At 50.2% G+C, this 14,268-nt stretch carries 11 protein-coding genes; all 11 read right to left on the bottom strand.

The window, feature by feature from the left end:
- Window positions 1–303: 303 nt before the first annotated feature.
- Window positions 304–1,314, bottom strand: a complete 1,011-nt coding sequence (locus UCI88_RS04495; protein ID WP_256179781.1) for a phosphate acyltransferase — start codon at window positions 1,312–1,314, stop codon at window positions 304–306.
- A 132-nt stretch (window positions 1,315–1,446) separates the two neighbouring features.
- Window positions 1,447–3,888, bottom strand: a complete 2,442-nt coding sequence (gene pta / locus UCI88_RS04490) for a phosphate acetyltransferase (RefSeq protein ID WP_330024059.1) — start codon at window positions 3,886–3,888, stop codon at window positions 1,447–1,449.
- 181 nt (window positions 3,889–4,069) lie between these two features.
- Complete coding sequence (gene glmS, locus UCI88_RS04485) at window positions 4,070–5,899, bottom strand: glutamine--fructose-6-phosphate transaminase (isomerizing) (RefSeq protein ID WP_044505104.1); 1,830 nt, start codon at window positions 5,897–5,899, stop codon at window positions 4,070–4,072.
- 277 nt (window positions 5,900–6,176) lie between these two features.
- On the bottom strand, window positions 6,177–7,532 hold the full coding sequence (glmM, locus tag UCI88_RS04480; RefSeq protein ID WP_044505105.1) for a phosphoglucosamine mutase: 1,356 nt from the start codon (window positions 7,530–7,532) through the stop codon (window positions 6,177–6,179).
- A complete protein-coding gene (locus UCI88_RS04475) occupies window positions 7,533–9,137 on the bottom strand; it encodes an NAD(P)/FAD-dependent oxidoreductase (protein WP_065360069.1) in 1,605 nt (534 codons plus the stop codon).
- Window positions 9,138–9,152: 15 nt separating this feature from the next.
- Entirely contained in the window at window positions 9,153–10,058 is a 906-nt protein-coding gene (locus UCI88_RS04470) for a CdaR family protein (RefSeq protein WP_044505107.1), read from the bottom strand.
- A 1-nt stretch (window position 10,059) separates the two neighbouring features.
- Window positions 10,060–10,872, bottom strand: coding sequence for a diadenylate cyclase CdaA (cdaA, locus tag UCI88_RS04465; RefSeq protein ID WP_044505108.1), 813 nt, complete (start codon window positions 10,870–10,872; stop codon window positions 10,060–10,062).
- 165 nt (window positions 10,873–11,037) lie between these two features.
- A complete protein-coding gene (locus tag UCI88_RS04460; RefSeq protein ID WP_044505109.1) occupies window positions 11,038–11,514 on the bottom strand; it encodes an RrF2 family transcriptional regulator in 477 nt (158 codons plus the stop codon).
- Between the two features lie 252 nt (window positions 11,515–11,766).
- Window positions 11,767–12,756 carry an inorganic phosphate transporter gene (locus tag UCI88_RS04455; protein ID WP_044505110.1) on the bottom strand — a complete coding sequence of 330 codons (990 nt, stop codon included), beginning with the start codon at window positions 12,754–12,756 and terminating at the stop codon, window positions 11,767–11,769.
- A complete protein-coding gene (locus tag UCI88_RS04450; RefSeq protein ID WP_044505111.1) occupies window positions 12,749–13,378 on the bottom strand; it encodes a DUF47 domain-containing protein in 630 nt (209 codons plus the stop codon). Before UCI88_RS04450 ends, UCI88_RS04455 begins: the two co-directional genes overlap by 8 nt.
- Before the next feature lie 379 nt (window positions 13,379–13,757).
- A partial coding sequence (locus UCI88_RS04445; protein WP_330024054.1) for a transposase occupies window positions 13,758–14,268 on the bottom strand: 511 nt, incomplete at its 5' end.

The following is a 14,268-nucleotide window of genomic DNA, read 5'->3' as shown; positions in this document are numbered from 1 at the left end:
TACGAAAATGACCTGCACTCCCGAGTAAAACTCGGTATAAACAAATCTAAAGATTTATTTACTGGCGTTCATTCAATCATTGTTCAGTTTTCAAAGGTCATCGTGTCGCCGTAGCGACGACTTGTTTATCTTACCAAACTCAAAGGAGCTTGTCAAGCATTCTTTTGAAGAACTTTCAAAAGAATCGGCTGTTATCTCAGCCGGTATGGAAGGATTTTCCCTCACAACTTCTTAAGTATACTATGGTATATATAGGTTGTCAAGATAGATCGCCTTATTTTGTACACTATTTTTTAAAATAGCCTATACCGTTTCATCCAAGGCATCGCAGCAGCAAACGGTTATGGTGTTGACGATGGTTTCTACCGTCGAGGCCCGTGACAGATCCATGACCGGTTTGGCTAACCCTTGCAGAAGAGGTCCCAAAACGGTCACGCCGGCAACGTGTTCCAACATCTTACAGCAAATATTTCCCGTATTTAAGTCGGGAAAGACGAGGACATCGGCCTTACCGGCTACGGGAGAACGCGGTGCCCACGCTTTGGCATAGGACGGAATCAGCGCGATATCTACTTCCATTTCACCGTCAAAAAGGAAATCGACGTTGCGGTCACTTAAAATCTGAACGGCTTTGCGCACCGTATCGGCGCCGCGGCCCCGTTCGCTCCCCATCGTCGAATACGATAAGAGGGCTACCTTAGGTGAATCAATCTTCAGTGTCCGACGTGCCCGGTCCACACAGCTGCAGGCAATGTCTGCCAGTTGGTATTCATCCGGTGTCGGGATGACGTCACCATCTCCGGCAACTAAAACACCATCATGACCAAACTGCAGCATGTCCGTCAGAAGAATAAAAGAACTGCTGACCGTATCGATTCCCTTGCGGGGACCGATAATTTGCAAAGCCGCATGAAGCACGTCCGGCGCCGGCGTTTCCAATCCGGCAACCATGCCGGCCGCCTCGCCGGAAGCAACCATAAAGGCGCCAAAATAGAGGGGCGTCCGTAAAAAGCGCCGGCTTTCTTCCATGGTCATTCCGGATGCTCGCCGCATCCGGGCATATTTTTTCGCAAAACTTTCGAAATGCGTATGTTCTTTCGGATATATCAATTCAGCCCCCTCTAAGTCCAATTGATATCGAAAGGCCAATTCCTGGATATCCTGTCGTTTTCCAATCAATACCGGAACGGCCAATCCGTCTGCCAAAATCCGATCAGCAGCCTGCAGCATACGAAGGTCGCCGCTTTCAGGCAGAACGATTTTTTGTGGTTTTGAAGCTGCCCGCCGCTTCAAAGACGTCATATACCGATTCATACATATCCCTTCCGCATCAAGTGTATTGATTTAATTATAAGAAGAGATGCCACAGAAAGCAAGAACGAAAGCCCATACAGCCCTTTCCGATAGCGGAGAGGGCTGTATGGACTTCACGGGATAGCCTTACGTTTATTTGAGAACGGGCTGAACCTTGTCTTCCTTTCCCAGAAGGTAATGTTTATTGATGTACTGCGTGTGAAGCAGCGCTTCGGACAAATCGCTGCCGGGCTCTCCCAAGAATTTCGCATATAATGTCTGTAGTTCCTTATTTTCCCAGCTGGCCCGAATCGGCTTTTTGGCATCCAGCTGATAGAGCGCTTCAATGCGGGCACGCTTAGCCGGAATTTCAAGAGGCAACGGAGTCCGTGGCTGACCGCCCCCGCCAATGCAGCCGCCGGGGCAGGCCATGACTTCAATTAAGGCATATTTTTTCCACGAATGCTTTTCTTCCATCAAATTGATGAACCGACGGGCATTGGCCAGTCCGCTGACGGCAACGACACGGATGATGTCGTTATCAAGAGTCAGGGCCGCTTCCTTGACACCTTCCAGTCCGCGCACGGCTTCAAAGCGGAGAAAATCATCCTCTGCCGGTTTATTCGTCTTCAAGTAAACGAGAGTACGAAGGACCGCTTCCATCAATCCGCCGCTGTTGCCAAAGAGTTCCCCGCCGCCGGACGATTCGCAAAAGACCGTATCGCAGGCAGCATTTTCAAGATTGTCAAAGTCGATTTTCTTTTCTTTAATCCACCCGGCCAACTCCCGCGTCGTAATACAGTAATCCGTATCGCGCATGTCCGTCTGCTGCCAATAACGGCCGGCAGCATTTTGTTCCGGTCTGGATATTTCCGCCTTCTTTGCCGTACATGGCGTCACCGAGACAATGACTAGTTTGGAGGGATCAATGTGCATGCGCTTGGCAAAATACGTTTTAATCATCGGGCTGAGCATACTGCTCGGACTCCGGCCCGTCGACAAGTGAGGGATCAACTCGGGGAAAAAGATTTCTGTAAATTCGACCCATGACGGACACGCACTGGTGAACTGCGGCAACAGTTCTTTCTTATGATCCATACGATGCAGAAGTTCCGATGCTTCTTCTATAATAGCCAAATCGGCCCCAAAGTTAGTGTCAAAAACGTAATTTCCGCCGAGCCGGCGCAGGGCCGCTATTATTTTCCCTTCCACATTGTCGCCAAAGTCTTTCCCGAAGGCATCGCCAAGGGCCACGCCGACGGCCGACGACGTTTGAAATACGACGACCTTGTCCGGATCATCGATCGCTTTTTGAATCTCAGCCCGCTGAGAAACGGTCGTCGTCGCTCCGAACATGCAGGTCAGCGAGCACTGGCCGCAGTGGACACAGATAGGGATATCCCCCGTACTTTCTAACGAGTAATACCCCGTCATAGACATGACTTCAGCGCAGCGGCGGCGACAGAGGGTGCAGTTTCGGCATTTTTCCGGATTAAACTGAATCGAGATATTGCGGTTTTCAACGGCGACTCGGCTGTCGAGTTGTTCAAATCGGCTGGTAAAGGCCATGTCTCGTTTCTTTTCAGCCTGCATGTAAATGGCATCGCTGCAGCAGATAGCAATGACATCCGTAATGCCTTCAGCCGTACAACCGCGGGAAAGATCCATGACCGGCTTGGCAAGACCTTGGAGGAGCGGCCCCAGCGCCGTGGCACCGGACAGGTGTTCCAAAACTTTATAACAAATATTGCCCGAAACGAGATTGGGAAATACAAGGACATTGGCTTGACCGGCAACGGGAGAACCGGGCGCCTTCTGACGGGCAATCCGCGGTACGAGAGCCGCATCGGCCTGCATCTCGCCGTCAAACTCAAAATCAACGTTGCGGTCCCGCAAGAGACGGACGGCCTCACGGACGCGTTCTACTTCTTCGCCGGCACCACTGCCCATGGTCGAATACGACAGAAAAGCCACTTTCGGATCAAGGGTTTGCGCCGTCCGACGTGCCCGTTCTACACAACTGACGGCAATATCAGCCAATTGCTGCGGCGTCGGTTCGATGACGACACTACAGTCGCCGATGACAAAGATGCCGTCATCGCCAAACTGAGGCTTATCGGTAATCATGATGAAGGAGCTGCTCACCGTCGACAGGCCCGGATGAGGTCCGATGACCTGCAAGGCTGCGCGAATGACTTCTGATGACGTAGCGACAGCACCGGCGACCATACCGTCGGCGATATCAAAGACGACGAGACAAGCGGCAAAGAAAATATAATTCGTCAAAAGGACTTTCCGCGCCTCAGCAACGGTCATCCCCTTTTTCGCCCGCCGCTTTGCATAATATTCGCAAAAGGTATCCAGCATGGGATACGTTTCCGGATCGATGATTTCGATGCCGTCCATATCAATTTGATACTCGGAAGCGACTTCGACGATGCTCTGCGGTCGTCCGATCAGAATCGGCCGGGCAAAGCCTTCGGCCTGGACCCGTTCTGCTGCCTGCAGAATCCTACGGCTTTCCGATTCCGGCAGGACGATCTTCTTTTGTTCTTTGGCAACGCGGCGTTTCAAATTATTAATAAAGCGCGACATAGGACAACACCTCACATCTTTCAACACACGGTCTATTTGCTAAGTATAGTATAGAACAAAAAGAAGGATTCTGCCCGTTTTCAGATACGAAAGGCCTTATTCTGCGTTTAAAAAGCGGTGAGACACGACAAAAAGGAGCCGCCCCGAAAGGCAGCTCCTCTATACAGACTGGGCTATGTAATTATTCTACGGTAACACTCTTAGCCAGGTTACGCGGTTTGTCGACGTCGTTGCCGCGGCTGACAGCGATATAATAAGCCAGCAGCTGCAAGGGAACGATAGCCAGGATGGAAACGACGAAGTCATCCGAAGCAGGAACCTTGATCAAGGTATCGACAGTATGGACGACTTCTGTGTCGTCGTCCTGAGCGATGCCGACAACAAAGGCATCACGGGCTTTGACTTCCTTAATATTGCTGATCATCTTGCCTTTGACTTCGACCTGTGTCGCCAAGGCAATGACGGGAACACCGGCTTCGATGAGCGACAGTGTACCGTGTTTCAATTCACCGCCGGCATAGGATTCAGCATGGATATAAGAAATTTCTTTTAATTTCAAAGCACCTTCCATGGCCAAACCGTAGTCCATGGAACGGCCGATGAAGAAGACGTCTTCCTTATCTTTGAAGGCACTGCACAAACCTTTGATCGTATCGACCTGATCAAAGATCTGCTGGCACTGATCCGGAAGTTTTTCCAGGTGAGCTAAGATTTTTGCTTCGCGGTCAGCCGGCAAATTGCCGTTCAATCGACCCATGTAAAGGGCCAAAAGGAGCAAGGTTACCAGCTGTGTCGTGTAAGCTTTCGTCGAAGCGACAGCGATTTCAGGGCCTGCCAGGGTGTACGCAACTTGGTCGGCTTCACGAGAAATGGACGATCCGACGACATTGGTAATCGCCAACGAACGGGCACCGCGGCGTTTCGCTTCTTTAAGAGCTGCCATGGTGTCGATGGTTTCGCCGGACTGGCTGACGACGATGCACAGCGTCTTGCTGTCAGTTAAGGGATCGCGATAGCGATATTCCGATGCGATATCGACTTCAACCGGAATGCGGGCCAATTTTTCGATAAAATACTTGGCCAAGAGCCCTGCATGGTATGCCGTACCGCAGGCCGTGATCAAAATCTTGTCGATAGATTTTACATCTTCCGGCGTCCAGTTCAATTCGTCAAAGGAAACATGCTTTCCGCCATCTACAATGCGGCGGCCCATCGTATCCTTGATAGCCTTCGGCTGTTCATAGATTTCTTTGAGCATGAAATGTTCAAAGCCGCCTTTTTCAGCTGCTTCAGCATCCCAGTTTACTTCAAAGACTTTCTTTGAAATCGGATTGCCTTCAAGATCGGTCACCCAAACCTTGTCCTTCATGACGATGGCAATTTCGCCGTCATTCATGATGTAGGTCTTACGGGTGTAGCTGAGGATGGCCGGAATATCCGAGGCAATATAGTTTTCCCCGTCTCCCAAGCCGACGATCAACGGATTGTCTTTTTTGGTGCAAATGATTTTATCCGGTTCAAATTTGCACATGAAAACCAAGGAATAGGAGCCGCGCAGGAGCGTCAGAACCTTGCGGACCGTACGGGTAAAATCACCGTCGTAAAGGTCTTTGCAAAGGTGAGCAATGACTTCCGTATCCGTTTCCGAACGGAAGTGGTACCCTTTTTTAAGCAGGCCTTCCTTCAATTCCATGTAGTTTTCAATGATCCCGTTGTGAACGATGACGAAATCGCCATTTTCATCCGAATGGGGATGGGCATTGATGTCCGACGGACCGCCGTGCGTTGCCCAACGGGTGTGACCGATGCCGGACGTCCCGACGACGGGATGTTTCTTGACTTCTTCTGCCAAGTTGGCCAGCCGACCCGCTTTTTTGCGAATAGCAATAGCACCGTCATGATAGACGGCAATGCCTGCCGAGTCATAACCGCGGTACTCCAGCTTGCCCAGACCATCCATTAAAAAGTCTGCCGCTTCCCTGTCTCCGATGTAACCTACAATACCACACATAGTTATATCCTCCTGATATAAAGTTTTTTCCCTCTTATGATGAAGTTGTCGACAATGTTACCACTGTAATTTTCCATCATATGACGACTGAAGGTGTGCCGAGAGACATCCGCTGACAATTCGATACTTCTCTACCTCGTCTACCTGAATCGCTTCAGGTACTAGCGCTATCCATTATAACGTTAAGGATTTCCAAACGCCTGCATATAAAAACAGGAATGGAGCTCAATGAACTCCATTCCCACACTTTAATATATTTGCAAGATTTTGTCAATACCTACTTAGAAGGCCCCATTTCATGTTCGACGACAACGGCGATATCATCGACGATTCGTTCCAATTGTACCAGGTCCGGTCCTTCTGCCATGACACGAATCAAGGGTTCTGTCCCTGACGGACGGACAAGAATGCGGCCTTCATCGCCGAGTTCTTCTTCGCCCGAAGAAATGGCGGCCATGATAAGGTTGTTGTCTTCCCAGCCTGACTTAGTCTGAACGCGAACGTTTTTCAAAATCTGAGGATAGCGAGTCATGAGAGCTGCCAATTCAGATAAGGGTTTATTCTGCTGTTTCATGATGCTCAGCAGCTGCACGGCCGTAAGCAGGCCGTCACCGGTCGTGTTGTAATCGAGGAAAATGATATGGCCCGACTGTTCCCCACCGAGAGAATATCCGTCTTTTCTCATTTTTTCCAAGACATAGCGGTCACCGACAGCCGTGATTTCCGTCTTGCAGCCCATTTCCTTCAGGGCTTTATGGAAACCGATATTACTCATGACCGTACCGACGACGGTATCCTGTTTGAGTCGGCCTTCGGCCTTCAATTTCATGGCACAAAGGAGCATGATCTGATCGCCGTCCATATCCTGGCCCTTTTCGTCGACAGCCAGGCAGCGGTCGGCGTCCCCGTCATTAGCAATGCCGATATCGGCACCGTATTTCAAGACCGTTTCTTTCAGACTGTCGAGGTTGGTAGAACCACAGTTTTCATTGATGTTGATGCCGTTCGGTTTATTATGGATGGCAATGACTTCGGCCCCCAGCCGTTCGAGGATTTCCGGCCCTAAGAGGGAAGCCGAACCGTTGGCCCCGTCATGAACGACTTTAAGACCGGAAAGGTCGATATCCGTCGATTTGCAAATAAAATCCGCATATTCCTGCTGCAAGTCGGTCCAAGCAGAAATCGTACCGATGGCAGCCCCTGTCGGACGACTCTGGAGGCCGGCCCGTTCATCCTTCAACATATACTCTTCGATTTTATCTTCCATTTCATCGGGCAATTTATAGCCGAAGCCATCGAAAAATTTTATCCCGTTGTATTCAAACGGATTGTGAGACGCCGAAATCATAACACCGGCATCCATATGATGCGTTCTTGTCAGGTAGGCAATGGCCGGAGTCGGAATAACGCCTGCCATATAGCAGTCACCACCGGCCGATGCGATGCCGGCTGCCAAGATATCGGCCAGCATGGTGCCGGAACGGCGGGTATCCCTTCCGATAAGGAAGGTCGGGTGTTCTTTATTCTGCCCAAAGATATAGGCAGCGGCTCTGCCCAAATGATATGCCAATTCCGGGGTCAACGTGTCGTTAGCAACGCCTCGCACTCCATCTGTTCCAAACAATCTAGCCATTTACTTTACCTCCAAAGGTTGATATTTACGAATGATTTCGACAGCCGTTTCCAAGCCGTCCAAAAAGGCGCTCATAATGCCGCCTGCATAACCGGCTCCTTCACCGACCGGATAGAGTCCGGCTGTATCGAGAGCCATACGGTCGTCACCGCGAACGATACGAACGGGGGCACTGGTCCTCGTTTCGACGCCGGTCATGACTACGTCGTCATCGTCAAAACCGTGAAGGCGCCGGCCAAAATACGGCAGTGCTTCGGCCAGTGTCGCTGTGACAAAGTCCGGCAGGACGTCGTGCAAATCAGCCCAGGTCACGCCGGGACGATAGGTATGGACAGCGCCCTCGGACGCCGCACCGGGCCGTTTTAAGAAAGAGCCGACAGTCTGAGCCGGTGCATGGTAGTTGCTCCCGCCGGCCTTATAGGCCAGTTCTTCATAACGGCGCTGAAACTCGATGCCGGCCAAAGGCCCGTCACCGCCCATATCGTCGGGCGTAACGTTGACCACGACGGCACTGTTGGCAATGCCGCTGTCCCGCTTGTAAAGACTCATGCCGTTGGTGACGACCCGCCCTTCTTCTGACGCCGCTCCGACGACGACGCCGCCGGGACACATGCAGAAGGAATAGCACGACCGGCCGTCGGGACTGTGGTAGACCAAGGCGTAATCGGCCGGTTCCAGACCAAGTTCTTCAGCCGGGCAGCCGTATTGGTCGCGGTCGATGACATCCTGCGAATGTTCGATGCGCACGCCGACGGCAAAAGGTTTCTTTTCCAATACGACGCCCCGGTCATGGAGCATGTAATACGTATCGCGGGCACTGTGCCCTACGCCCATGACGACGACGCTGGCCGGGTAGGTATCCTTCCCATTGATCGTTACCGACTTGACCCGTCCCATTTCATCGCGGTCAATGGCTGTGACACAGCTCGAAAAGTGGACTTCTCCGCCTTTGGCTTCGATCATATGGCGCAGGTTCTTGACGACTCGCCGCAGGACATCCGTTCCCACATGGGGATTATAGGCATACAGGATTTCTTCCGGAGCTCCGGCATCGACGAAGGTCTGTAAAATCTGCCGCAGCATGGGGTGATTGATGCGCGTCGTCAGTTTGCCGTCAGAAAACGTTCCGGCACCGCCCTCTCCAAACTGGACATTCGATTCCGGTTTAAACGGGCCGCCGCGCCAAAAGGTTTCCACATCTTTGGCCCGGGTATCTACGTCGCAGCCCCGTTCAAAGACCAGTGGCGCATAACCGTGTTCAGCCAGGGCCAAGGCAGCTGCCAGTCCCGACGGACCCGTGCCGATGACGATAGGCCGGCTGGCCAATGATTCACTGCCGGGGATGATTTCCGGCGCCGGCGTTTCTGCGATTTGGCGCACGTCCTTATTATCACGGCAGCGCTTCCACACCTTCTTTTCATCGACAAAGGATACGTCAACGGTAAACACGAAATAGATTCGCGGTTTCCGTCGGGCATCGATGGCCCGGCGGACAATGCAGATACCGGAAATATCGCTGCGGCTGCACCGAAGTTTCTTAGCAATCAGCGCTTCCAACGGCTTTTGCATGGGCACAGCCGTACGAATATTCAATACTCTAAGCACAAAGTTTCTCCTTTTCTACTCATCATTTCGGATATGGAGGACGGCTTCGATCTCATCAGGATACATATTGATGCCGTCTACCGGCGGGATGATGACCTTCCAAGACTTTTCTTCCTTCATATTTTCAACATTAATGTCCGGCAAATCGATGGAACTGATACTGCGCAGTGTATCGGCAGAGCCCCTGATTTGAATGCTCGTCGGCTGAATTGTCACCGTTTTATTCGCCGTCTGGCCGGTTATATTTACGTTTAAGGGGACGCTTTTGGACATAGCGTCATGACCGATGGAAACCTTGACATTACTCTGCCACGGCGTCATTTCAAGTCCCTCGACAGGCGATCCGTCTTCGCTGTACAAGTGAATTGGCGCCATCAAAGCAAAATCACTGTTGCGCTGGTTGACCGGCACTTCGATGACGGCCTGGCTGACCTCTTGGATCAGGCGGCGGGCACCACTGACGACAACCTTTTCCGGAACGATTTTCAGTTCACTGATAAAGTCTTTTTCATCTAAGTTGCCGACGATATGGGGCGTCAGTTTAAATTCTTTGACCGTATAGACATCGACGGTTATCTTCGTCGACGTCATGCTTTGTTTTTTCAGTTCCGTCCCGCTCGGTATTTCGACGTGAATCGGCACGTCGACCGTCCCTTCCTGGACGTCGGACAAATCGATGTAGGCCTTGATATCCGAAGGACCTACGTTGATGATCGTATTGCGCGGCCCCGAAAGGCGGACATAAACCGTCTTGGGTACATTCGATGTAATATATTGAGAATTGAGGTTTTCCACGGTAATGGGAACGGTATAGCTCCCTTCACTGAGCGGATTTTGTTCGTTGATGATGACGAACCACAAGACGATAGCCAGGAGAAAGCAGATGATTTTAAGCTGCCAATTTTTATCAATCTTGTTCATACTAGGGCCTCCATTTAAAGATATTCGCCAGGCCCTGAGGTGTCCGGGTCAAAAATGTCTTGAGGACATTGCGCAGGGCGGTGCCGTCAAGATGGCGATAAATATGGCCGCCATAAGTATAAGAAATGGATCCCGTTTCTTCACTGACGACGATAATGACAGCATCGGTCAGTTCACTGATGCCGATAGCCGCCCGGTGGCGAGTCCCCAATTCCGTCGACAAGGACCGATCGGCGGTCAGCGGAAGGAGGCAGCCGGCTGCCATAATGCGATTTTCCCGAATGATGACAGCTCCGTCGTGAAGAGGCGTATTAGGAATAAAAATATTGCCCAAGAGCTCTTGTGAAACGAGCCCTTCAATGGCAACCCCGGTGTCAATATAGTCATTAAGACCGACTTCGCGTTCAAATACGATAAGAGCCCCAGTGTGCGTTTTTGATAAGGACTCGCTGATAGCTACGATTTCGTCGATGAGCCGTTCCAGTTCTTCCATACTGATGACCTGGCCGGACCGGAATAAACGGCCCCGCCCGATCTGTTCCAAAGCCCGGCGCAATTCGGGCTGGAATACGACGGGAAGGGCGACAAGAATGACGGTCATCCCCTGCTGCAGCATCCAGTTTATGACGTGCAGGTCGAGGACTCTACTGACTAAGGTAACGACGCCCAGGACCAAGAGGCCCTTAATAAGCGCGACGGCCCGCGTATTGCGGATCAGGATGAATAACTTATAGAGCACAAAGGCGACGAGTAAAATATCCAATATGTCCAGCAATCGAAAACTGCTGATAAAACCTTGAAAAGGTAAGTACATAGGGCTTCACTCCAGGCTATATATAAGACAATAAAAATAAAATAGGTACTTTTATTTTACAATATTTTAAGCATAAAAAAAAGGGCTGTCCGTAAACGCCCTCTTGACAGCCAAATCTGAGCCGTCCTTATCGGGGACGGCCCTTCATGAGCTGAATCTTATACTCTATTCTTCACCGGGAACAGCCACTGCCTGTTCCTTGGTCATGCCTTGATGTACCAGGCGGAATTCTTCCTCCTGCTTGGCTAACATTTCAAAATCAATGGACTTCAATCTGGCCGCCAAATCACGCTGAATATCGGCAAAGGCAGCATAAATGGAACACATATTGCTGCAGCCGCGACTGCACGAGTCCATGTCATTGAGGCAGCGCTGCAATTCCGTCTGCCCTTCGACGGCTTCGATGACATCAAATAACGTGATTTCCTTGGGAAGTCGCTGCAAGGCGAATCCGCCTTCCACACCGCGATAGGATTTCATGATGCCGGCCTTAGTAAGGCTGCGCATGATTTTCAGCAAAAAACGTTCTGGTATATTCTGTTTTTCAGCCAGCGCTGCGCCGGTAATTTTCGTTCCTTCCGGGAGCCCTGACAGATAAAGGACCATGCGGAATGCATAGTCCGTAGCTTGATTCAATCTCATAATGCTACCCCCTTACATCTTTCATCCTTATTATACAATAAAAGACAAAAAAAGTATAGTTTTGGTTTTCATATTCATCATTCCCGCAGCATATTTCGAGGATCAAAATACCGGCACCCACGTCACGCTTCACCTTAGAGGATAAAAAAAACTCTCTCTGAGACAGGACAAGATTTTATAATTTCCCCTGCCTGCCGAAGAGAGAGCTTTCCATATACTATCGCATCCTTTCGGCCAGCCTTCGCCGGTCTCTCAAAGGAGCTGAATGATTTTAAAGATAATTGCTGACATGGCCGCACTGATAGGAATGGTGACGACCCAGGCGATGAGCATACTGCGTGCTACCCCCCAGTGAACGGCACGAACGCGTTCGGCCGAGCCAATCCCCATGATGGACCCGGAAACGACATGAGTCGTACTGACCGGAAGATGGAGAAAGGTTGCCGTAAAGATGACAATCGACGAATTAAGGTCGGCAGCAAAGCCGTTGATCGATTCCATTTTAAAAATCTTGGTTCCCATCGTCGAAATGATGCGCCAGCCGCCGGCTGACGTACCGAGAGCCATGGACGTCGCACAGGCAATCTTGACCCATACCGGAATTTCCATGGTATCGATATAACCGCCGGACAAAAGGGCCAAGGCGATGATCCCCATGGCTTTCTGGGCGTCGTTCGAGCCATGAGAAAAGGCCATTAGACTTGCCGACAGGAGCTGCATCTTGCGGAATTGACGATTCAAAGCCAACGGCGAATAACGGCGAACGACCCACAACAGGCCGATCATGACAAAATACCCCGTAGCCAAGGCCACGACAGGTGATAAAATCAAGGATAAAATAATTTTTCCAATGCCGCCCGTATCGAGGGCTGCCGGGCCGACACTGATACAGACAGCGCCGATGACGCCGCCGATCAGCGAATGGGACGAACTGCTCGGTATGCGGTAATACCAAGTAAGGACATTCCAGATAATCGAACCGATGAGGGCGGCTACAATGACGTCCAAACTGATTTCGGACGGATTCAAAACTAAATCGCCGCCAATCGTCTTGGCGACGCCGGTACTGATCATAGCACCGGCAAAATTAAGGCAGGCGGCCATCATAATGGCATGGCGAGGGGAAATAGCCCGCGTCGATACGCTGGTAGCGATGGCGTTTGCCGTATCGTGAAACCCATTAATGTAATCAAACAAAACGGCCAACAGTACGATGGCCCAAATTAACCAATGCTCAGGCATATTTCAATACGACCCTTCTGAAGGTAACGACAAGATCTTCGCACTCATCGGTTACGTCTTCAACAGATTGAAGAATTTCTTTCCACTTGATAATTTCGACAGGATCCTTGCAGTTTTTAAACAGACTGGCCATTTCTGCATGATAGAGATCATCGCATTCTTGTTCCAGTTTCAAGACCTTCTTGCTCCTAGCTTCGACCTTCAAATAATTTTTCTTGAGGTCCTTCATATACCCGATGGATTTGCGAATTTCCTTCATAGCCTTCGCCGCAATCGTCGCCATTTCCTTGGCACCGTCTGTTGCCTCTCCGACCTGGTACATGCACATCTTATCCATAATTTCACTGATATTATCGACCGTCGCATCGAGCTGGTCGATCATCTGCTGGATATCCTCCCGATCCATGGGAGTAATGAATGTCTTTTGCAGCCGCTTCATGGTCTCCATGACCAACCCGTCCGCCTGATCGGCCAAGGCATCAATTTTTTCCAACGCCGTTTCTTTCGAAATTTCACCATTAATGGCCTGGCTCAAGAGTTCAGCCGCCTCATGGCCTAGTGCCGCATGTTGGTCCAACAGCGAAAAAAACTTTTCTTCCTTGGGCTTTAAGTGGAATGCCATAATCATCGATCTCCTTATCGAATAGATAAAAACAAGCCTTCTCAAAATTAACGAGATTTTTTCATGACCTTTACAAGGCTTTACAATAAATTATATCATATGGCCTGCCTTTATTCTACAAAAGGAGTCCTTTTTCTGACCGAGGCAAGTGCAATCTATGCATTACAAAGATGCTGTCATCATTCAAGCGGACAAAGTTAAATTACTTTAAATTGCCCCTATAACGGCTGTGAGCTATACTATAGTCAACGACTCCCACTTATAGAAGCGGGAGCTTGTAAGTCAGAGAAACATAGGTGGTAGCGATGCTGAAGACAACATCTCCCTAATTCTGCCTACATCATCAGGCAGTTGACGATGCCCGTTTTGCAAAGGAGATTTACTCCGAAGCAATCGTTTTTCTCTCGTAGCGAGGGTGATTCTCTCCGAAAATCCACATCGTACCAAGATGCTGGATATTCATAGCTCCGATACGGTCATCGTTGGATTGGTATCCGCACTGGCAGCGATACAGGTGTTGGTGAGGCTTACGGTTTTCCTTATGGATAGTAGCGCACTTCGGGCAACGCTGAGAAGTGTATTTTGCCAAGACTTTCAATACTTCCGAGCGATTTTCGTGAGCCTTATAGGTCAGAAACTGCTCAAGCTGATAGAAAGTCCAGCTTCTCAGGTCGCAATTTTGTTTAGCGGTTTTGGAAAGATTTGTTTCCTCAAAGCTGACACCCGTTAAATCTTCCAGCACAAACAGCGTATCTTTGCCGTATTTCGTAACGAGTGTCTTAGAAATCCGATGATTTACATCGGACATCCAACGGTTCTCTCGTCCGGAAAGGGCTTTGAGTCTGCGCTTTGCAGATTTTGTGCCTTTGGATTGGAGCTGCTGTCTGATT

This window comes from Megasphaera massiliensis (assembly GCF_036305205.1).
Taxonomy (GTDB): domain Bacteria; phylum Bacillota; class Negativicutes; order Veillonellales; family Megasphaeraceae; genus Megasphaera; species Megasphaera massiliensis.
Note: the sequence above shows the minus strand (reverse complement) of the source record. Positions and strands in the feature narration are given on the sequence as shown.

Coding starts and splice junctions, on each gene's coding strand:
- UCI88_RS04495 (WP_256179781.1), bottom strand. CDS start 1,314: ATGAATCGGTATATGACGTCTTTGAAGCGGCGGGCAGCTTCAAAACCA.
- pta (WP_330024059.1), bottom strand. CDS start 3,888: ATGTCGCGCTTTATTAATAATTTGAAACGCCGCGTTGCCAAAGAACAA.
- glmS (WP_044505104.1), bottom strand. CDS start 5,899: ATGTGTGGTATTGTAGGTTACATCGGAGACAGGGAAGCGGCAGACTTT.
- glmM (WP_044505105.1), bottom strand. CDS start 7,532: ATGGCTAGATTGTTTGGAACAGATGGAGTGCGAGGCGTTGCTAACGAC.
- UCI88_RS04470 (WP_044505107.1), bottom strand. CDS start 10,058: ATGAACAAGATTGATAAAAATTGGCAGCTTAAAATCATCTGCTTTCTC.
- cdaA (WP_044505108.1), bottom strand. CDS start 10,872: ATGTACTTACCTTTTCAAGGTTTTATCAGCAGTTTTCGATTGCTGGAC.
- UCI88_RS04460 (WP_044505109.1), bottom strand. CDS start 11,514: ATGAGATTGAATCAAGCTACGGACTATGCATTCCGCATGGTCCTTTAT.
- UCI88_RS04455 (WP_044505110.1), bottom strand. CDS start 12,756: ATGCCTGAGCATTGGTTAATTTGGGCCATCGTACTGTTGGCCGTTTTG.
- UCI88_RS04450 (WP_044505111.1), bottom strand. CDS start 13,378: ATGGCATTCCACTTAAAGCCCAAGGAAGAAAAGTTTTTTTCGCTGTTG.